13 protein-coding genes are annotated in these 19,169 nt (G+C 68.4%); 4 read left to right on the top strand and 9 right to left on the bottom strand.

The genetic code is table 11. The annotated features are described in order from the left end of the window. Window positions 1-77 precede the first annotated feature (77 nt). The 6 genes from QZM15_RS23535 to QZM15_RS23510 are packed head-to-tail and all read right to left on the bottom strand — an operon-like array spanning window position 78 to window position 8,208. Complete coding sequence (locus tag QZM15_RS23535; protein WP_302107347.1) at window positions 78-3,446, bottom strand: glycosyltransferase; 3,369 nt, start codon at window positions 3,444-3,446, stop codon at window positions 78-80. 2 nt (window positions 3,447-3,448) lie between these two features. Next, window positions 3,449-4,606, bottom strand: a complete 1,158-nt coding sequence (gene rffA / locus QZM15_RS23530) for a dTDP-4-amino-4,6-dideoxygalactose transaminase (protein WP_059638424.1) — start codon at window positions 4,604-4,606, stop codon at window positions 3,449-3,451. 57 nt (window positions 4,607-4,663) lie between these two features. Continuing rightward, window positions 4,664-5,311 carry a class I SAM-dependent methyltransferase gene (locus tag QZM15_RS23525; protein ID WP_302107346.1) on the bottom strand — a complete coding sequence of 216 codons (648 nt, stop codon included), beginning with the start codon at window positions 5,309-5,311 and terminating at the stop codon, window positions 4,664-4,666. A 10-nt stretch (window positions 5,312-5,321) separates the two neighbouring features. Beyond that, window positions 5,322-6,044, bottom strand: a complete 723-nt coding sequence (locus tag QZM15_RS23520; RefSeq protein ID WP_089464449.1) for a WbqC family protein — start codon at window positions 6,042-6,044, stop codon at window positions 5,322-5,324. Then, a complete protein-coding gene (locus QZM15_RS23515) occupies window positions 6,041-7,426 on the bottom strand; it encodes an FAD-binding oxidoreductase (protein WP_302107345.1) in 1,386 nt (461 codons plus the stop codon). The genes QZM15_RS23520 and QZM15_RS23515 overlap by 4 nt, the downstream gene beginning before the upstream one ends. After that, window positions 7,423-8,208, bottom strand: a complete 786-nt coding sequence (locus QZM15_RS23510) for a class I SAM-dependent methyltransferase (protein WP_059638416.1) — start codon at window positions 8,206-8,208, stop codon at window positions 7,423-7,425. The genes QZM15_RS23515 and QZM15_RS23510 overlap by 4 nt, the downstream gene beginning before the upstream one ends. A gap of 405 nt (window positions 8,209-8,613) precedes the next feature. Between QZM15_RS23510 and QZM15_RS23505 the strand changes: the two genes are divergently transcribed. From QZM15_RS23505 to QZM15_RS23495, 3 genes are all read left to right on the top strand, one after another. Then, complete coding sequence (locus tag QZM15_RS23505; RefSeq protein ID WP_302107344.1) at window positions 8,614-10,401, top strand: tetratricopeptide repeat protein; 1,788 nt, start codon at window positions 8,614-8,616, stop codon at window positions 10,399-10,401. A 241-nt stretch (window positions 10,402-10,642) separates the two neighbouring features. Next, entirely contained in the window at window positions 10,643-12,841 is a 2,199-nt protein-coding gene (locus QZM15_RS23500; protein ID WP_302107343.1) for a tetratricopeptide repeat protein, read from the top strand. Continuing rightward, entirely contained in the window at window positions 12,838-15,324 is a 2,487-nt protein-coding gene (locus QZM15_RS23495; protein WP_302107342.1) for a tetratricopeptide repeat protein, read from the top strand. Before QZM15_RS23500 ends, QZM15_RS23495 begins: the two co-directional genes overlap by 4 nt. Before the next feature lie 239 nt (window positions 15,325-15,563). Here QZM15_RS23495 and QZM15_RS23490 read toward each other — a convergent pair whose 3' ends face one another. The 3 genes from QZM15_RS23490 to QZM15_RS23480 form a co-directional block, all read right to left on the bottom strand. Then, on the bottom strand, window positions 15,564-15,860 hold the full coding sequence (locus tag QZM15_RS23490; protein WP_059580649.1) for a flagellar protein FliT: 297 nt from the start codon (window positions 15,858-15,860) through the stop codon (window positions 15,564-15,566). Between the two features lie 33 nt (window positions 15,861-15,893). After that, window positions 15,894-17,312: a flagellar filament capping protein FliD gene (gene fliD, locus QZM15_RS23485; protein ID WP_089464457.1), complete on the bottom strand. Its 1,419-nt coding sequence runs from the start codon at window positions 17,310-17,312 to the stop codon at window positions 15,894-15,896. A 194-nt stretch (window positions 17,313-17,506) separates the two neighbouring features. Further along, on the bottom strand, window positions 17,507-18,325 hold the full coding sequence (locus QZM15_RS23480; RefSeq protein ID WP_059580654.1) for a flagellin domain-containing protein: 819 nt from the start codon (window positions 18,323-18,325) through the stop codon (window positions 17,507-17,509). Window positions 18,326-18,867: 542 nt separating this feature from the next. Here QZM15_RS23480 and rpsU point away from each other — a divergent pair. Beyond that, window positions 18,868-19,080, top strand: a complete 213-nt coding sequence (gene rpsU / locus QZM15_RS23475; RefSeq protein WP_006401410.1) for a 30S ribosomal protein S21 — start codon at window positions 18,868-18,870, stop codon at window positions 19,078-19,080. The last annotated feature ends 89 nt before the right edge of the window (window positions 19,081-19,169 follow it).

The raw sequence follows: 19,169 nt of genomic DNA, 5'->3' as shown, positions 1-19,169 counted from the left end.
TAACTGAGCACAGGGCGCACTGCCGGGGCAGCGCGCCGGGCCGCCAGCATCGCGCAAGCGGCACGGCGCGCGCCGAACTACGCGATCTCGGCATCCGCAGGCGTCCGTGCCTGCGCAGCACGTCCGTCGCCCGCCTCGACGATCAGCGCCCAGTCGAACGCCGGCAGTGCGCAGAGGTGCTCGACGGTGGCCGTGTACTCGTGTGCGGGCGCGTGCAGATAGCGCACCTTGTCGGTCCATTCGGGAAGCCGCGCCTGCGACGTCGTCAGCACGACCGCCAGCAGATCCTGTTCCGGCCGCCTTGCGATTTCCTGCAGGCTCAGCCGGACCTTGTCGAGGTCGCCTTCGGCATCCAGGATCAGCGCACCGGCGATCGGCGCATCCGGCCGGCCGGGCGGGTGGCCGACCGCGCCTTTGTCGATGCACTGCTGATACACATGGCGATAGCGCGGCAGCGCCTGCTGCAGCGCGTGATGCTTGCGGACCTTCGCCTGCGCCGTGCGCGCGAGCCCGCGGCGTAGCGCCGGATTCGCGATCAGCCGGTCGAGCGCGTCGACCCACGCCTGCGGCGCATCCGGGACCAGCAGGCCGTCGCAGCCGTCGTGCAGCGCGAAGCGATAGGCTGGCCGGTCGCTGACGATCGACGCGATGCCGGCCGCCGCGTATTCCTGCCACTGGATCGTGCTCGTGCAGGCGTTGTAGTCATGGTCGGCGAGCGGCAGCAGCGCGATGTCCCAGCGCCGTTCCGGCAGGCGTCGTGCGTGCGCGTCGTAGTCGTGAAGCTCGGGCTCGCACCCGGCGGCCGGGTGGCCAGCCCAGCCCGGCGGGACGTCCGCGCCGACGAAACTCACCTTGACCTTGCCGGGATGGCGTGCGCAGATCGCGTGCAGCGCCGCGTCGACGAGCGCGAAGTTGTCGGCGCGCAGCGACGCACCGGCGATGCCGATCGTCACGCAGTCGTCGTCGCGCACCGTCACGGGGCGGTAGAACCGGTCGAAGTCCACGCTGTCGGGCAGCACGTGAACGCGCGGGTGCGACAGCCGGTAGCGGCTGGCGATGAACGGCGTGGATACGATCACGGCGTCTGCGTTGCGCAGCATGAGCTCGATCCCCGCGCGGGCCATCCCGCCTTGCGCGGCGAGCGGATGCGCGGGCGGCAGGTCGGTCAGCAGGTCGTCGGTCTCGTAGATCACCGGCTTTTCATGCTTGAAGATCGTGTACAGGTCGTTGCCCGTCAGCAGGCCGGGCGTCAGCCGGTGCAGCAGGATGGCGTCGGCCGTGGCCAGCACGCTGCTGTCGATCTGGCCGTCCCGGATGCCCGGGACGAGTTCCCATTCGTCGCTCAGCAGACCGAACGGCAGCGTGAGGCGAATTCGCGACGACGCGCATGCGTCCGGATCGATCGAATACACGATCAGGCGCTTGCGGCGCGGTGCGGCGTCCGCGGTCGCGGCGACGGGCGCCAGCGTGCGGTTCTCCGCCAGCAGCCGCGCGTACAGCGCACCGTGGCGGGCGGCGTTGCGGCCGATGTCGTGCTGCGCGCGGATTGCATCCTGCGCGGCCGCGGCGAGTTGCGCGCGGGTGTGCGGATGCTCGATCAGGTGCGCGATCGCGTCGACCCACGCGTCGGCGGTGTCGGCGACGAGCCAGCCCGTGCGGCCGTGGACGACCGGGCAGCCTTCGGCCGGCGTGGCGACGAGCACCGTGGCCGCGCCGGCCGCCGAACATTCGAGCCATGCGCGCGGCGGCGCATCGTCGCGCAACGTGACCGGCGCCGCGACCAGCGCGATGTCGAGGTCCGCGCGCTTCAGCGCGTCGGCGTAGCTGTCGTAAGGGGCAGGCTCCGCGATCAGCGTGACGTCCGGTTCACCGTCCCAGCCGGCCGGCAGCGCCGCGCCGACGAACGACACCCGGAGCTTCCCCGGAAATCGGCGGCGCAGCTCGGCCAGCGCCAGGCGGACCTGCTCGAGACGCACGCCGTCGAGACCGGTGCCGGAAACCGCGAGGTTCACGTGGTCGCGCACGCCGGGCGCCGCGCGGTGCAGACGCTCGAGATCGACGCCGGTCGGCAGCACGTGGACCGATGCGTTGACGTGACGGTATTCCCGCACCAGCGTTTCCGACGGCACGACGAGCGCATGCGCGCGCTGCACGGCGCTGCGGATGCCCGCCTTGCGGCGCGCGTTGTCGGCCGCGCCGGGGATGTCGGCGAGCAGCGTGTCGAGCGGCGCGTCGATCTCGAGGACGACCGGCTTGCCGAGCGAGAACAGGTGTTCCAGCGTGGCGGCGGACAGCAGGCCCGGCGTGTCGCCCTGCAGCACGATCAGGTCCGCGCGCTGCAGCGCGTCGGGATCGATGCCGGCCGGCGTGACAGGGAACGTCAGTGCCCATTCGCGGTCCAGCCGCGCGAACGGCTGCGCGAAACGCAGGCTGGCGCGCGCGTGGTCGGCCGGTTCGGCGGTGACGACCGCGATGCACGAGCGCGGCGCGGACGCGGCCTGTTCCCGGGCGGCGGCGCCCGGCGCGACGGCTTGCGCATCGAGCTTGTCCGCGTGGGCCTGGGTTCGCTCGACGAAGTTCTGCAACTGCTGCCAGAACGTCTCCTCTTCCTTCAGGTAGACGCTGCGCGCTTCGTGAACGGTGGCCTTCGCGTGGGCGATCTCGTGTTCGTCGAGGCCCCACGCGATACCCTTGCCGTCCATCACCCACCGGGTCGGCTCCGACAGCGATGCGTCATTCATGATGCACACGACCGGGCAGCCGCACAGCAGTGCCTCGAACACGGCGGTGGACCATTCGTACGTGTACAAGCACTCGACCTGCCGGAACAGCGCCGCGAGTTCGTGCGCCGAACGTTCCGGCACGCGGGTCGAGATTTCGATCGACTCGGCGGTGACCGGATGCAGCGTGCCGCCGCGCCGCAGGTGGCGATTGATGAAGACGGCCGTGCCGTTGCGGCGGGCGTCGTCGACACCGTCGCTGTTGAAGATGCGCGTGTCGACCAGCGGCATGCGCAGCAGGTCCGCGTTCCATTCTTCGGGCACCAGCGACGGCCCGAACGTGAAGATGAGGTCGTCCGGCTGCAGGGCGATCGGTTCGCCGTTGATGCGGCCGGGCTCGGCCAGCAGGTAGCGCACGACGCAGCGCGCATTGAACGGATTGCCGGTGACGACGTCCGGGTAGACGACGATCGGGCTGCGATTCGCGCGGGCGTGCGCCTGCACGATGTCGTTGGTCAGCGGCGGCGTGCGCAGGTCGGGATGCACGACCGGCGTGCAGACGTACGCTTCGTGGCCGAGCAGGTTCAGCACGTGGCACAGGTAGTGCATCGCGCGGATCCCGCCGGAGGTTTGCCGGAAATTCGGCGCGAGTATGTAGTACGGGTGGTCGAGTCGCGTAAAGATGCGCGAACCGCCGTGCGCCAGGCCAGATTGGGGAATCGTCATCGTTATCGGGTGCGGTAGAAATCGAAGACCACGTCGAGGATGCGATCCTGTTCGGCTTCGGTCATGTCGTGGTACAGCGGCAGCCGGACGAGCCGGTCGGCGACGAGGTCCGTCACCGCCATGCCGGATCCGCAGCGCCCGTAGCGCTGGCCGGCCGGCGAACTGTGCAGCGGCACGTAGTGGAACACCGCGTTCACACCCACCGCGCGGATCTGCTGCAGCAGCGCGGTGCGTTCGGCGAGGTCGCGTGCGAGGAAATAGAACATGTGGCCGTTGCCGCGCTCGGCGAGCGAAATCGCGGGCAGCTCGATCAGCCCGTCCGCGTGCAGCGGCTGCAGCGCGTCCTGGTAGCGCTGCACGGTCGCGCGCCGCTGCGCGGTGATCACGTCCGCGTGCTCGAACTGCGCGTACAGGAACGCCGCGATCAGCTCGCCCGGCAGGAACGACGAGCCGACGTCGACCCAGGTGTACTTGTCCACCTGCCCGCGGAAGAACTGACTACGGTTGGTGCCCTTCTCGCGGATGATCTCCGCGCGCTCGACGAGGCGCGGGTCGTTGACCAGCAGCGCGCCGCCTTCGCCCGAGATCACGTTCTTGGTCTCGTGGAAGCTGAGGCACGCGAGGTGGCCGAGGCCGCCGAGCGGCTTGCCGTTCCACGTGGACTGCAGCGCCTGGGCGGCGTCCTCGATCACCCACAGGTCATGGTCCGCCGCGAGCTGCCCGATCACGTCCATGTCGCATGCGACGCCCGCGTAGTGCACCGGCACGATCGCGCGCGTGCGCTCGGTGATCGCGGCGGCGATCTGCGTCTCGTCAAGGTTCAGCGTGTCGCGGCGAATGTCGACGAACACCGGCGTCGCGCCGCGCAGCACGAACGCGTTGGCGGTCGACACGAACGTGTAGGACGGCATGATCACTTCGTCGCCGGGCTGCACGTCGGCGAGGATCGCGGCCATCTCGAGCGCGGCCGTGCACGAGTGCGTGAGCAGCGCGCGCCGGCAGCCGATGCGCGCTTCCAGCCAGCGGTGGCAGAGCTTCGTGAACGCCTGGTCGCCGGCGAGGCCGCCCTGCTCGACCGCTTTCGCGATGTAGTAGAGCTCCTTGCCGACCACGAACGGGCGGCCGAACGGAATGCTGTCGAGATTGGGTGGGCCGAACATGGTCAGGCTCCGCGGTAAGGGTGGGACGTTCGGCCGCGCGCTCGCGCGCGGCGCCGCTCAGATGTCCTTGCGGACGAGAATCGTGAATTCGTACAGGCCGTAGTCGTGCAGCAGCGCGACGTGGCGCGAAAAGCGGCGCTTGCAGCGATCGAACAGCGCGCACGGGTCCGCGTAGTACAGGAGGTCCGGGCGCATGAACGGCGGATCGGAATACGACGTCAGGCAGTTGAACGCGAAGCCCAGCCGGCTCGTCGCGTGCAGCGTGTCGAGCGTCGCGTGGATGTAGTCGAGCCACGCGTCGTCGTCGTGACCGCGCCTGACGTTGAAGATGCCGGATGCGATCCCGTAGTCCGACGGGGCCTGCGGCTGCGCGCCGACATGAAACGCGACGTTCGCGTCGTCGCGGTAGCGCTGCCGCGCGGCGTCGACCATGTCGGACGAGATGTCGTAGCCCGCATACGCGAAGCCGTCCGGCAGCGCGCGCGCCTTCAGGAAATCGACCAGCGCGCCGTAGCCGCAGCCGATATCGTTCACCGAGTGTCCGCCGGACGCGGGCAGGATTCTGGTCAGTTGTTCGAAGCGCAGGAACTGGCCGGATTCGCCGTTCCAGTCGACGCCGCGCGCGGTCGCGCCGTGCTCCGCCAGCCGCGCGCTGTAGTACGCGGCCACTTCTTCCAGCAGGCTCGCATGCCGGGATTCGCTCATGGACATCACCTCAGTCTTTCGAGGTCAGCGCGTACCGGCGCGCTTCGGGACCGCAGTTGAACAGCACGTCGAGCACCGTCACGCCGTGGACGAAATCGCCCCACTGCTGCGGATACTCGGGATAGGCCGGATAGTCGAACCAGCGCACCGCGATGCCGGCATCGGCGAACAGGTTCTCGTCGAGGTAGCTGCGCGCGGCCGGGCCGGACAGGTACTCGGTCGCGCCCGCCTGCACGCACAGGTTCAGCAGCTTCTCGGTGCGGTCGCCGTGCAGCGCATAGTCCGACGTCGACGACACGCGCGTGCCGATCTCCAGTTGCCGGAGGACCCACGTCAGCATCGCGACATTCAGCTCGCTCAGCATCCCGTAGGTGCGGCCGGTGTAGAGTGCCTCGAGCTCGTCCGCATAGCGCGCGAAGTGCGGCGCGCGCGCGTAGTTCTGCTGCAGGGCCTTCCAGTGCAGCGGCGCCCAGTCGGCGCCGTCGATCTCGGTTTCGCGGATCGACTGGTGATACTTGCCCTTCACCTTCACCGGCACGCTCAGCCATTGCACGCCCTGCGGCGTCTTGATCTGGTTGCGGTTGCGCCAGTCGCGGCGCGTGTACTGCGCGTCGTCGTAGAGGATGAACTCGTCGCTGGCGGCGATCAGGTCGAAGTAGCCCTTCCACGGAATGTAGTTGGACTGGACGATCGCCACCCGCTTCGCGTCGCGGTTCATGGTCGCACCGCTCATGCCGGAATGTGGCCGTACCGGTACATGTCGACGAGCTCGGGCGGAATGCCCCAGTCCGTTGCGCCCAGCTTGTCGTGCAGCGCCTCCAGGTCCGCGCGCATCGCGTTCCGGAGCTGGTCGACCATGCGGTTGCGCGCCGGCACGAAGTCGTGCTGGTACGCGGCATTGATCTGATGGCGCACCGTCTTCGCGATCGCGGCCTCGCGTGTCATGTTGCGGATCAGCGGGCGTTCGGGCGCCAGTTCCGCGTAGCGCGGATCGATCGGCTCGCCGCGCATCGCCGCGACGAGATCGCGGCACAGTACCGGCGACAGGTGGAAGCCGTCGCGCTTGGTGCCGCCGAGAATCCAGAGGTCGCGCACGCTGGTTTCGCCGAACAGCGGATACAGGTCGGACGTCGTCGGCCGCCAGCCGACGTTGACGTTGACCAGGTTCGCGCGCGAGAAGCGGGTGTTGATCTGGTCCATCGCCGACTTGAGCAGCGTGTACGCGCTGCCGGCGTGGCCGTGCTCGTGCGGCACCGGGCTGATGTAGTTGCTGGCGCCGACGAGGGTCCGGTCAGGCCCGTACGGCGCCGAATACACGCCGCACGCGAGGCCGCGGTTGGTCGTGCGCACGCAGTGCGTGTGCACGTTCTCCGCGCTCTGCAGTTCGATCGACATGCCGATGCCATAGAACATCCGCTGCACCGGCAACTCGGGCAGGCTCGCCTGCAGCACGCGCGTCACGTTGGCGCCGTTGCAGAGGATGAAGCGGTCCGCGCCGAGCACGCCGCCATCGGACAGGCGCGCCGCGGTGACGCGTCCGGCCGCGGTGTCGAGCCGCTCGACCTCGGCGTCGATGAAGCGCACGTTGCCGGCTCGTGCGACCGACTCGGTCAGCGCGTCGAGAAACTGTTTCGGATTGACCCAGCCTTCGCGCTTCAGGAAGACCGCCTTCAGCGCGCGATAGCGCGGGTCCGGATGATAGTTCGGGATGCCTGACGGATCGACCGCCTCGCAGGGCTCCTCGAATTCGCGGCAGAACCGCTGCATGGCCGCGAAGTTCTCGTCGTCGAGCGCGTCGGTCGCCGCGTTGTTCAGCACGAAAGTGCCGAAGCCGTACGCGATCGCGCGCTCCGGCGTGCAGATTTCGGCGAATACGGCGGGCCAGGCCGCCGTCGCACCGCGGCTCAGCTCGAACTTGAAGCGGTCGATCGGCGTGCCGAGCGAATCGCCTTCCAGTTCGGTGAACGAATTGAGCATCGCCGCCGCGGCGCGCGTGGCCGAGCCGGGCCGATGCGCGTGGCCGACGATCACGAGCTCGACGCCCGGGTCGGCGTGCTGCCATGCGCGGGCCGTCATCAGGCCAAGAATGCCGTTGCCGAGGATCGCGATCTTCATTTGCGTGTGCCCCCGCCTTCGGGGAATGACAGGTAGCAGAGCGACGGATAGGCCGCTGCCTTGTGGATCTGGTGCGGACGGTTGCCGAGCAGGTCGCGCAGGTAATGGATACCTTCCGCGGGCAGCTGGCCGCCGCGGGTGAGCTGCCAGAACGCGACGACGCCGCCGGGCACCAGCCGCTTCATCACCGCGTCGAACGCGTGCCGGGTCGGCTCGATCACGTTCAGGTCGAACCACGCGAGCGCGACCATCTCGCCGGGATGCGCTTCGTCGAACGCCGCCAGCGTGTCGCGGCAATCGCCTTCCCACACGTGGTGCTTGTCATGCACGTGCCCCATCGCGTTGCTGCGCTCGTGCAGGTTCAGCAGCTTGCGCAGCAGGTCGGCGTACTCGCCGGACAGCGAATACGTGCCGTCGGAGAACAGCTTGCGGTCGCGCGTGTCGTGCTCGGCGAAGCCCGTGTAGCCCGTGAACGTATCGAATGCGTGGATGCGGCGCTGGAAGTTCAGCGGTTCGAGAATCGCGCGGAAGTTCTCGCACAGCACGGCGGTCTGCCCGCGCCACGTGCCGAGATCGAGGATCGCGCCCGGCAGCGGCACGATTTTTTGATAGATCTCGAAGGTCGCGAGAATGCGTGCGAGGAGCGAGCCGCGCACGAACAGGCCGAGCGACCGTTCCAGTTCCTCGCGCGTCGCGGGGTAGGTCTGCATCAGGTCGAACAGTTCGCGGCGCGCCGCGAGCTGATCGCCATCTGCGTTGGTGATGATCGCTGATTCGTGCATACACAGGGCTCCAGGCACAAAGGGTGTGACCGGACGAGCGCGCGTCGGCGCGGCGGCATCGGAATGCGCAGCCGTCCGGGCGTCGCAGGTCGGACATCTTTCTGCGATCAAGTCTAGCGAGCGCCGCCAGGATCGAATGTCGGATTAGCGGGTGGTTTCACCCCGCATTTCGATGGATTCGCGGCTGTCCGGCGCGAATTCGGGGCACCCGCGGGTGCGGCTCGCAGTAGCGGGAATAGCGACCAATTCCAGCACTTGCTCGCCAGATTGGAACGCGGCGTGCGCGAGGAGAATTCGGACACGTCGGAGACCGTCGGTGCGTGCGTCCGCGGGCGAAGGCGTGCGCCGACGCAGCGGAGCCGGCCGCGATTCGAATCCGTATTGGCTACCAGGACGACATAGCTCATGATGCCCACCTCCCCCGCCGCCGCCACGATCGAACAGGCGCTGGCACACCATCAGGCCGACCGGCTGGAAGAGGCCGAGACGCTGTACCGGCAGATCCTCGACACCGATCCCCGGCACGCGGACGCGCTTCACCTGCTCGGCCTGATCGGCCATCGGTACGGGCGCTATCAGGAGGCATCCGACCTGATCATGGCGGCGATCGAGATCAGGCCGGACGCGATGTACTACTACAACCTCGGCAACGTCATGCAGGCGGACAATCGTCACGCCGCCGCCGCCGAGTGCTTCCGTCTCGCAATCGAGCTGCGGCCCGACTACGTCGATGCGTACAACAACCTCGGCAACGCGCTGCGGCTCGCCGGCGACGCCCGCGCGGCCGTCGATGCGTTCTGCCACGCGATCTCGCTGAAGCCGGACAACGGCCAGGCCTACAACAATCTTGCGAATGCACTGTTCGACCTGAACGAGATTCCGGCCGCGCTCGAGGCTTACCGGCACGCGGTGGCGCTGCGCCCCGAGCTGCCGGAGCCGCGCAGCAACCTGCTGTTCGCGAGCCACTGCAGCGAAGCGTTCGACCACGACGCCTATCTCGCCGAGGCCGCGCGCTACGACGAAGTCGTCACGCGGTGCGCGACGCCGTGGACGGACTGGCTCGTCGACCTGACCCCGCGCGCCGGGCGGCCGCTCAAGGTCGGCATCGTGTCGGGCGACCTGAAGGCGCATCCGGTCGGCTATTTCATCGAGAGCATGCTCAAGCATCTCGACGCGAACCGGATCGAGATGCATGCGTACCCGACGCGCGACGTCGAGGACGACGTGACCGCCCGCATCAAGCCGGCCTTCGCGACGTGGACCTGCATTGCCGGCCTGAGCGACGAAGCGGCGGCCGCGCGCATCCGTGCGGACCGCATCGACGTGCTGCTCGACGCGGCGGGTCACACGGTCTACAACCGCCTGCCGCTGTTCGCGTGGAAGCCGGCGCCGCTGCAGGCGAGCTGGCCCGGTTATTTCGCGAGCACCGGCGTGCGCGCGATCGACTACGTGATCGGCGACCGTCACGTGCTGCCGCCCGCCGAGGCCGCGCATTTCACCGAGCGGCCGTGGCATCTGCCGGACAGCTATCTGTGCTTCACGCCGCCGGCCGAGCCTGTCGACGTCGGCGCGCTGCCGATGCTCGCGAACGGCCATCCGACCTTCGGTTATTTCGGCAAGCTCGCGAAGATCACCGCTCACGTCGTCGCGGTCTGGTCGCGCGTGCTGCAATCGGTCGCGGGCGCGAAGCTGTTCGTGAAGGCGGAGCATCTCGACGATCCGCGCGAGCAGCAGGCGCTTGCCGCGCGCTTCGCGGCGCACGGCATCGATGCGCGGCGCCTGATCCTCGAAGGCCGCTCGCCGCGCGCCGAATACCTGGCCGCCTACCGGCGCGTCGACCTGATGCTGAGCCCGTTCCCGTATCCGGGCGGCACGACGACCGCCGAAGCGCTGTGGATGGGCGTGCCTGTTCTTTGCCGGCGCGGCGAGCGCTTCCTGTCGCACATCGCCGAGAGCCTGCTGCATTCGGCGCGGCTGCCCGAGTGGATCGCGGACGACGACGACGCGTATGTCGCGAAGGCCGTCGTGCAGGTCGGCCAGCCCGCCGGGCTGGCGGCGCTGCGCACGACGCTGCGCGCGCAGGTGCTCGCGTCTCCGCTGTGCGACGCGCCCCGCTTCGCGCGCCACTTCGAGGACGCACTGCACGGCATGTGGGCGCAGCACGTCGAAGCCGCGGCGGGCGCATCCGTGTGAGGCCGCGCACGACGTGACGTGCGGGGTCATTTCCACGCCGGCGGCAAGCGGAACATGGTACCCGTCGCGCTGAACGCCGCGCCGGCCGGCGTGATCGTCGTTCCGACCGGCGGCGCGTGCGCGACGCCGTCGTCGGGATGGCGCGCGACGGGATGGCGGCGCCGGCCGTGACGATCGGGCACGGCGGCAGGCTGATCGACTTCGGACGCGCACCGCATCCCTATTGAGCAGAGCAGACGAGATGGACGGAACAGGACAGGCATTGCAGGCGGCGCTCACGCATCATCAGGCGGGGCGTCTCGCGGAAGCGAAGACGCTGTACGACGCGATCCTCACCGCGCAGCCGGGCCAGCCGGACGCGCTGCATTTCCTCGGGCTGCTGGCGTGCCAGTTGAAGCAGTACGACGCGGGGCTCGCACTGATGGAGCAATCGCTCGTCGAGCGGCCGGACGCGTCGTACTTCAACAATCTGGGCAACATGCTGCGCGAAAGCGGGCGGCTCGACGACGCCATCGCGCACTATCGGCGCGCGGTGGCGCTGCGGCCGGACTATCCGGAAGCGCACAACAACCTCGGCAACGCGTTGCGCGACGCACGGGAACCGACGGCCGCGATGCAGAGCTGCGCGCGCGCGATCGAGCTGCGCCCCGGCTACGCGCAGGCGTACAACAACCTCGGCAACGCGCTGCAGGATCTGGGCGACCTCGACGGCGCCGCCACGCAATACGGCCGCGCGATCGAGCTGGACGCGTCGATGGCGATGGCCCATGCGAACCTGAGCGCCGTGCGTCACAAGCAATTGCGCTGCGCGGAGGCGCTCGCGCATGCGCTGGACGCGATCCGGCTCGCGCCGAACCTCGGCGACGCACACAACCACGCGGGCAACGCGTACCACGGACTGAACCGGCTCGACGACGCGCAAGCGTGCCATCGCACGGCGGTCGCGCTGAATCCGGCGGACGCCGGCGCGTGCCACAACCTGTCCGTCGTGCTGCTGAAGCTGCAGCGGCTCGACGAGGCGCTCGTGTATTGCCGGCAGGCGTTGCAGGCCGGCCCGCCGGCCGTGTTGATGCACGTCAATCTCGGCGACATCCTGCGCGCGCAGGGCAACGTCGATGCCGCGGTCCACGCGTATCGCGATGCGCTTGCGCTGGTGCGCGACGACGCCGACGACGTCGCGGCGACCGTGCTGAACCGGCTGCTGTTCAGCGCGGCGGCGTCCGCTTGCGTGAACCCCGCCGACTATCTGGCCGACGCGCGGCGCTACGGCCGGCACGTGGCCGCGCGTTCGACGCGCCATGTGCACGATCCGCGCGAGCGGGCCGCGCGCGCGCAAGGGCGGCCGCTGCGCGTCGGCTTCGTGTCCGGCGACCTGCGCCTGCACCCGGTCGGGATCTTCCTGGAAAGCGTGCTTGCGCACCTCGAGCGCACGCGCATCGACCTGCGCGTGTACGTGACCACGGACGACGAGGACGCGATCACCGCGAAACTGAAGCCGCACGCGAACGGCTGGCGCTCGATCGCCGCGCTGGGTCCGGAGGCGGCCGCGCGGATGATTCACGACGACGAGATCGACGTCCTCGTCGACCTCGCGGGCCATACGCAGTCGAGCGGGCTTCCCGTGTTCGGCTGGAAACCCGCGCCGGTGCAGGCGAGCTGGCTCGGCTTCTTCGCGTCGACCGGCTGCGACGCGATCGACTACTTCATCGGCGACCGCTACACGCTGCCGGATGCCGAAGCGCATCACTTCGTCGAGAAGCCGTGGCGGCTGCCGGACAGCTTCCTGTGCTTCACGCCGCCGGCCTGCGACGTCGAGGTCGGCCCGCTGCCGATGGCGGCGAGCGGCCATCCGACGTTCGGCTGCTTCGGCCAGCTCGTGAAGATCGGCGACGACGTCGTGCGCGCGTGGTCGCGCATCCTGCACACGCTGCCGGACGCGCGGCTGCTGCTCAAGGCGCACGAGCTCGGCCGCGACGGCGTGCGCGATGCGACCGTCGCGCGCTTCGCGCGGCATGGCGTCGACGCGGACCGGCTGATCCTCGAGGGCGGTTCGCCGCGCGCGCAATACTTCGGCGCATACAACCGCATCGACGTCGCGCTGAGCCCGTTCCCGTATCCGGGCGGCACGACCACGGCCGAAGCGCTGTGGATGGGCGTGCCGGTGCTCGGGATGAAGGGCAGCCGGTTCGTCACGCACATTTGCGAAAGCGTGCTGCACGCGGCGGGCATGGGCGAATGGGTCGCTGACGGCGAGGACGCCTATGTCGCGAAGGCGATCGCGGCGATGCGCGATCGCGAGCAGCTCGCGGCGCTGCGCGCCGGGCTGCGCGCGCAGTTGCTCGCATCGCCGTTGTGCGACGCGCGCCGGTTCGCCGCGCATCTCGAAGCGGCATTCGTCGCCATGTGGCAACGCTATACGAACTCGGAGCAGGAAGCATGAACGATATCCACGACACGCTGCAGTCCGCGCTGGCGCATCATCAGGCGGGGCGTCTCGCGGAAGCGAAGACGCTGTACGACGCGATCCTCACCGCGCAGCCGGGCCAGCCGGACGCGCTGCATTTCCTCGGGCTGCTGGCGTGCCAGTTGAAGCAGTACGACGCGGGGCTCGCGCTGATGGAGCAATCGCTCGTCGAGCGGCCGGACGCGTCGTACTTCAACAATCTGGGCAACATGCTGCGCGAAAGCGGGCGGCTCGACGACGCCATCGCGCACTATCGGCGCGCGGTGGCGCTGCGGCCGGACTATCCGGAAGCGCACAACAACCTCGGCAACGCGTTGCGCGACGCGCGCGAACCGACGGCCGCGATGGAAAGCTGCGCGCGCGCGATCGAGTTGCGCCCCGGTTACGCGCAGGCGTACAACAACCTCGGCAACGCGCTGCAGGATCTGGGCGAGCACGAGGCGGCGGCGGCGAGCTACGCCAAGGCGGTCGCGCACCAGCCGCAATACGCGGAGGCGTACTGCAATCTCGGCAACGCGCTGCATGCGCAGGAGAAATTCGACGAGGCCGCGGACGCCTATCGTCGCGCCATCGCGCTGCAACCGGGCTTGCGCGTCGCGCACCAGGGGTTGAGCGCGACGCTGCGCGCGGCAGGCGATCTGCGGGGGGCGGTCGACCATGCGCGCGAGGGACTCGATCCGGGCGACGCGGACGCGCACTGCGTACTGGCAAGGCTGCTGCAGCGCATCGGCGATTTCGACAAGGCGCTCGAACTGCTCGAGCAGGCGATCGCGATCGACCCCGCGCATGCACGGGCATGGGCATGGCTCGGCGATTTGCGCAACCAGCAGGGCGAATACGGGCAGGCGGTGCAGGTGTGCCGGCACGCGATCGAGCTTGATCCCGAACTGGCCGACGCATACAACTTCCTTGGCTTCGCGTATCACAACCTCAACTTGCTGGCCGCCGCGGAGTTGAGCCACCGGCATGCGATCGACCTGAACCCGGACGATGCCGACGCACATCACAACCTCGCCGCCGCGCTGTTTCGGCTCGAGAAGCTCGACGAGGCGATGAAGCATACCGAGATCGCGCGGAAGCTCGGCATCGATCCGCTGAAGGTGCAGATGACGCTCGGCGACATCCTGTGGGCGAAAGGGGATCTCGCCGGCGCGCTGGATGCGTTCCGCTCGGCGATCCGGCACGACCTGCATCGCGCGTACTCGCGGATGCTGTTCAACATGTCGAGTTCGCCCGCGTTCGAGCCGCAGGAGTGGGTCGCCGAAGCGCGCCGCTACGGCGAGCATCTCGAGCGCGACGCGCGTCCGTTCGAGCACGACCGCGCGCAGCGCGTCGCGCAGGCGCAGGGGCGCCCGCTGCGCGTCGGCTTCGTGTCGGGCGACCTGCGGCAGCACCCGGTCGGCATCTTCCTTGAAAGCGTGCTCGCGCGGATCGACCGGTCGCGCATCGAGCCGCATGCCTATGTGACGTTCGTCGGCGAGGACGATGTGACGGCGCGGCTCAGGCCGAACTTCGCGAGCTGGAAGAAGGTGGTCAGTCTGGGCCGCGAGGAGGCCGCGCAACTGATTCGCGACGACGGCATCGACATCCTGATCGACATGGCGGGCCATACCAACTGGAGCGGCCTGCCGATCTTCGGGCACAAGCCCGCGCCGGTGCAGGCGAGCTGGCTCGGTTTCTTCGCGACGACCGGGTGCCGCGCGATCGACTATTTCATCGGCGATGCGTATACGCTGCCGGCCGACGAGGCGCATCACTTCACCGAACGGCCGTGGCGACTGCCGGACAGCTACCTGTGCTTCACGCCGCCGCCGTACGACGTCGCGGTCGGCCCGCTGCCGATGGCGGCTCATGGCGGCATCACGTTCGGCTGCTTCGGCAAGCTGATCAAGATCAGCGACCAGGTCGTCGCGCTGTGGTCGCGCATCCTGCACGCGCTGCCGGACGCGCGCCTGCTGCTGAAGGCGCATGAGCTCGGCGCCGGCGACGTGAACCAGGCGACGCTCGACCGCTTCGCGCGGCACGGCATCGGCGCGGACCGGCTGATCCTCGAAGGCGGCTCGCCGCGTGCGGAATACTTCGCCGCATACAACCGCATCGACATCGCGCTGAGCCCGTTCCCGTACCCGGGCGGCACGACCACCGCCGAAGCGCTGTGGATGGGCGTGCCGGTGCTCGGGATGAAGGGCAGCCGGTTCGTCACGCACATTTGCGAGAGCCTGCTGCACGCGGCGGGCATGGGCGAATGGATCGCGGAAGACGAGGCGGCGTACCTCGCGAAGGCCGTCGCGTTCGCGCGCGACCGCGACGGGCTGGCGACGCTGCGTGCAACGCTGCGCGAGCGCGCGCTGGCGTCGCCGCTGTGCGATGCGTCGCGCTTCGCACGCAACCTCGAGGACGCGCTGCACGGCATGTGGGCCCGCTACGCCAGCGGCGACACGGCGCCCCGGGACGCGTGACGAGCGGGATCGCGCCGCGGCGGGAAGCCGCGCGCGCATCGTCGGGCCGCCCGCCCGGGATGATCGAGGCGGCCGTCGGGCGGGCGACGCGGGCGTGGCCGGCGCGATCCGGCTCGCACGCCCGCGTGCAGGCGAAAAAAAAGCCGCATTGAAGCGGCTCGACGGTACGGCGACGACGGACCGCTCGACTGGCGGCGTCTTTTAATTCGAAATGCGCGGCGGGCGAGACGCCCGGCCGGTCACAGCATGCCGGCTTTCTGGTACTGGCTCGCGGCCTTGATCCGCTCCTGGGACTGCGCAAATTCCGCGGCCAGGCGGTCACGGTCGGTCTGCGCATGCTCCGTGATCGACGCGTCGATGGCCATGATCTGCCGCACGCGGTCCAGCGCGTCTGGCGTCTGCTCGCCGGACAGGTTCATCAGCAGCGGCGAGCGTTCGTCGGCGAGGGCCGCGACGCGCACCCAGTCGCGTGCGTCGGCCGCCGACTGCATGGCACGGGTCAGGTCGAAGGCGCGGGACAGGGTGTCGTTCGTCATGGTTCGGCTCCGAAGGGGCGGTGCAGCCAAGGCTTACTTGTTGTTGGCCAGCGCGCCGGCGCTGTTCTGGCCGCCGAACAGCTGGGTCAGGTACCGGGTGTTGTTCGCCATCGTCGCCATCAGCGTGTTCAGCGCGGTGAACTGCGCATTGTATTGCGTGGTCAACTGGTCCGAGTAGCTCTGCAGCTGCGTCGCCTGGGCCTGCACGCTCTTCAGGTCGGCGTTGATCGCGTTGGTGCGCTGATCGATCAGGCCGGACGTCTGCGTGTACGAGTTGATGTTCGCATTGAGCGCCTGGGCGACGCCATTCGTCTGGTTGAAGATCGCCGCCACCGCGGAGCCGTTCGACTTGAGCGCGGTGGTCAGCGCGGCGGTGTCGACCGACATCGCGCCGGTCGAGTCCACGTTGATGCCGATGCTGCCGAGCGCATAGGTCGTGCCGCCCGTCGTGACGCCGCTGCTGAGCGTCGTCGCGAGCGTGTTCCTGATCGTGTTCAACATCGCGTCGCCGAGCAGCGGGCCGGCGGTCTTCGCCGTCGGGTCGTAGCTCGACAGCGATTTCGCGGTAGTCACGAAGTTGGTATACGCGGTCGCGAAATTGTTGATCGCGGTCGTCGCCGCGGCCGTGTCCTGCGACAGCGTGATGGTTTGCGTCGTGCCGACAGCGGCCTGCGACAGCGCCAGCGTGACGCCCGTCAGCGCGCCCGACACGTTGTTCGACGCGCTCGACACCGGCGTGCCGTCGATCGTCAACTGCGCGTCGGCGGCCGGCGTGACCGTCGTGTACCCCGACGTCAGTTTCGAATTGACGCCCGTGCCCGTGATCGAGATCGTGTTGGCTGCACCGGTGAGGTTCGACTGCATCACGAGATGCTGGCCGTCCGAACCGGTGATGACCGATGCGGTGACGCCGGCATTGCCGGACGCGGAGTTGATCGACGACGCGATGTCGGACAGCGACGCGCCGGCCGCCACGTTGACGTTGAACGCGGGGTTGCTGCCGAACGTGATGCTCAGCGAGCCGGCCGAGATCGTGTCCGCCGCCGTCACGCCGGCCGACGACAGCTTGTTGGCGGTCGCGAGCTGCGTGACATTCACCGAATACGAACCGGCCACCGCGCCGCTGCCGCTCTTGATCGACGTCGTGATGCCCGTGCCGCTCGCCGTCGCGGCGAGGCTGCTGAGCGTGGTGCCGTTCGAGAGGCCGGTGAGCGCGGTCTGCAGCGCGGACAGCGCACCCTTCAGTTGGCCGATGGCGGACAGCTGCGTATTGTCGTTCGTCTGCCGGGTCTGCAGGGTCTGCAATTGCCCGGCCGTCTTCGCGTTCACCAGTGTCGTGACGAGCGTGTTGACGTCGAGCGACGAATTGGTCGCGCCGCTGATGATCGATTGACCTGCATTCGCCAGGATGGTGCTGATGTCCGTGCTGCTGACGGGGGTCGTGGTGGCCATGCCGTTGCTCCGGTCGTCCGCGCAGTCGACGTGCGCGATGCGGCGGGGCGCCGCGGTTCAATGCAAAGAGGGAGGCGCGCCTCCCTGGAGAATTCTGATCAGGGCGGTTGCGGCGGAGTCGCATCGAGTGCCGATGGCGACGCCGCCGTGCCCGGAGGCGGACGGGCACGTGGCCCGCCGCGGGTGCTGCTCGATTAGCCGAGGAGCTTCAGGACTTGCTGCGGCAGCGAGTTCGCTTGCGCCAGAACCGAGATACCGGCTTGTTGCAGCACTTGCGCCTTGCTCAGGTTCGCCGTTTCCGTCGCGAAGTCCGCGTCGGTGATCTGCGAGCGAGCCGCGGTCATGTTGGTTGCCTGGGTTTGCGTCGTCGAGATCGCAGCCTGGAACGTGTTCTGTGCTGCGCCGAGCGTTGCCTGGAACGTGTTGACTTGCTTCAGTGCCGCGTCGATCGCGGTGATCGCCGATTGCGCGCCCGACTGGGTGGCGACGCTCAGGGTGTTCACGCTCATGCCCGTGCTGTTCCAGTTCGCCGTGCCGAAGTCGACGGTCACGACCTGGTTCGCTGCTGCGCCGATCTGGAACGTGACGCTGCCGGCGCCGCCCAGGATGGTCTGGCTGTTGAACGTCGTTTGCGATGCGACACGGTCGATTTCGCTGAGACGCGTCGACACTTCAGCTTGCAGGTTCGCGCGAGCGCCCGAATCCAGCGAGCCGTCGCCCGCTTGTTGCGCCAGCGTACGGATACGCTGCAGGTTGTCGACCGTCGATTGCAGCGCGCCGTTGGCGGTCTGGATCATCGAGATGCCGTTGTTCGCGTTTGCAACACCTTGCGTCAGCGCATTGATTGCCGCCGTTTGCGACGTCGAGATCGCCAGGCCTGCTGCATCGTCGGCAGCGGTGTTGATGCGCTTGCCCGACGACAGGCGGTTGATTGCTTGCGACAGTGCGCTTTGCGAGCCCGACAGATTCGTCTGCGTCGTCAGCGAAAGGATGTTGGTGTTGATGTTCAGCATTTGCTTCCTCGTTTTGGAAAATGCCTGGGATACAGACAGGTTCTGATTTCGGCGTTGCGCTTTATCGCGACTGGCGCTGCCCGCCTTTCCTGGTTGACGGCGGCACCCGGCGAAAACTTTAGAGGGATGCGCAAGGAAATTCGGGACCGAAGGGGCGGTTCGCCGCGACGTCCTCGCCCGGCATGGCCCGCAGCGATTCCCGGCCGACCGTGCGCCGGCCTCGCGGGGCGGCGTGCGCGGCCGCGTCGCACGGCGCGACGAGCCGGGATCAACAAAAGGATGGTTTTGTCTGTGATTTCCTGCTATGATGGCGGGCTGAATTGAGATTTCTGTCACGCCTTTGCCGTTTTCGGCATGTCTGCTGGCAGTCAAACGCGGCGCTGCACGCGGTTGTGAAGCGTACTCGCGGTGCTTTCCGCCTCTCTTTTCCGGCCTCCGAGGCCGTATTTCCGCTCGTTTCGCCTGTTGTGGGAACGCTCGGATGGCCGGTGCGTGGCGCTTGGCCGCTACGTTTTTGACCGTTTAAGCAATTTAGGAACGACATGACGACGATTCTTCTGAAAGAAAACGAGCCGTTCGAAGTGGCGATTCGCCGCTTTCGTCGCGCTATCGAAAAAAATGGCCTGATCGCTGAACTGCGTGAGCGCCAGTCTTACGAAAAGCCGACCGCAGTCCGCAAGCGCAAGAAGGCAGCAGCCGTCAAGCGTCTGCACAAGCGCCTGCGCAGCCAGATGCTGCCGAAGAAGCTCCACTAAGCGCTTCTGACGGTTCGCCGCGAAACGGCGGAGTGTGCCTCGAAAGAGGCCGCTCCGCCGTTTTGCTTTTGCCGGTCGGGAAAATCCCG

Source organism: Burkholderia sp. AU44665, from assembly GCF_030504405.1.
In the GTDB taxonomy this organism is placed as follows: domain Bacteria; phylum Pseudomonadota; class Gammaproteobacteria; order Burkholderiales; family Burkholderiaceae; genus Burkholderia; species Burkholderia semiarida.
This window is presented reverse-complemented; position numbering and strand designations above follow the sequence as displayed.

Bases quoted from the DNA above. Each gene is read 5' to 3' on its own strand.
- QZM15_RS23510 (WP_059638416.1), bottom strand. From the start codon at position 8,208: ATGCACGAATCAGCGATCATCACCAACGCAGATGGCGATCAGCTCGCG.
- rpsU (WP_006401410.1), top strand. From the start codon at position 18,868: ATGACGACGATTCTTCTGAAAGAAAACGAGCCGTTCGAAGTGGCGATT.
- QZM15_RS23520 (WP_089464449.1), bottom strand. From the start codon at position 6,044: ATGAGCGGTGCGACCATGAACCGCGACGCGAAGCGGGTGGCGATCGTC.
- QZM15_RS23525 (WP_302107346.1), bottom strand. From the start codon at position 5,311: ATGAGCGAATCCCGGCATGCGAGCCTGCTGGAAGAAGTGGCCGCGTAC.
- rffA (WP_059638424.1), bottom strand. From the start codon at position 4,606: ATGTTCGGCCCACCCAATCTCGACAGCATTCCGTTCGGCCGCCCGTTC.
- QZM15_RS23490 (WP_059580649.1), bottom strand. From the start codon at position 15,860: ATGACGAACGACACCCTGTCCCGCGCCTTCGACCTGACCCGTGCCATG.
- QZM15_RS23495 (WP_302107342.1), top strand. From the start codon at position 12,838: ATGAACGATATCCACGACACGCTGCAGTCCGCGCTGGCGCATCATCAG.
- QZM15_RS23480 (WP_059580654.1), bottom strand. From the start codon at position 18,325: ATGCTGAACATCAACACCAACATCCTTTCGCTGACGACGCAGACGAAT.
- QZM15_RS23535 (WP_302107347.1), bottom strand. From the start codon at position 3,446: ATGACGATTCCCCAATCTGGCCTGGCGCACGGCGGTTCGCGCATCTTT.
- QZM15_RS23515 (WP_302107345.1), bottom strand. From the start codon at position 7,426: ATGAAGATCGCGATCCTCGGCAACGGCATTCTTGGCCTGATGACGGCC.
- QZM15_RS23500 (WP_302107343.1), top strand. From the start codon at position 10,643: ATGGACGGAACAGGACAGGCATTGCAGGCGGCGCTCACGCATCATCAG.
- fliD (WP_089464457.1), bottom strand. From the start codon at position 17,312: ATGGCCACCACGACCCCCGTCAGCAGCACGGACATCAGCACCATCCTG.
- QZM15_RS23505 (WP_302107344.1), top strand. From the start codon at position 8,614: ATGATGCCCACCTCCCCCGCCGCCGCCACGATCGAACAGGCGCTGGCA.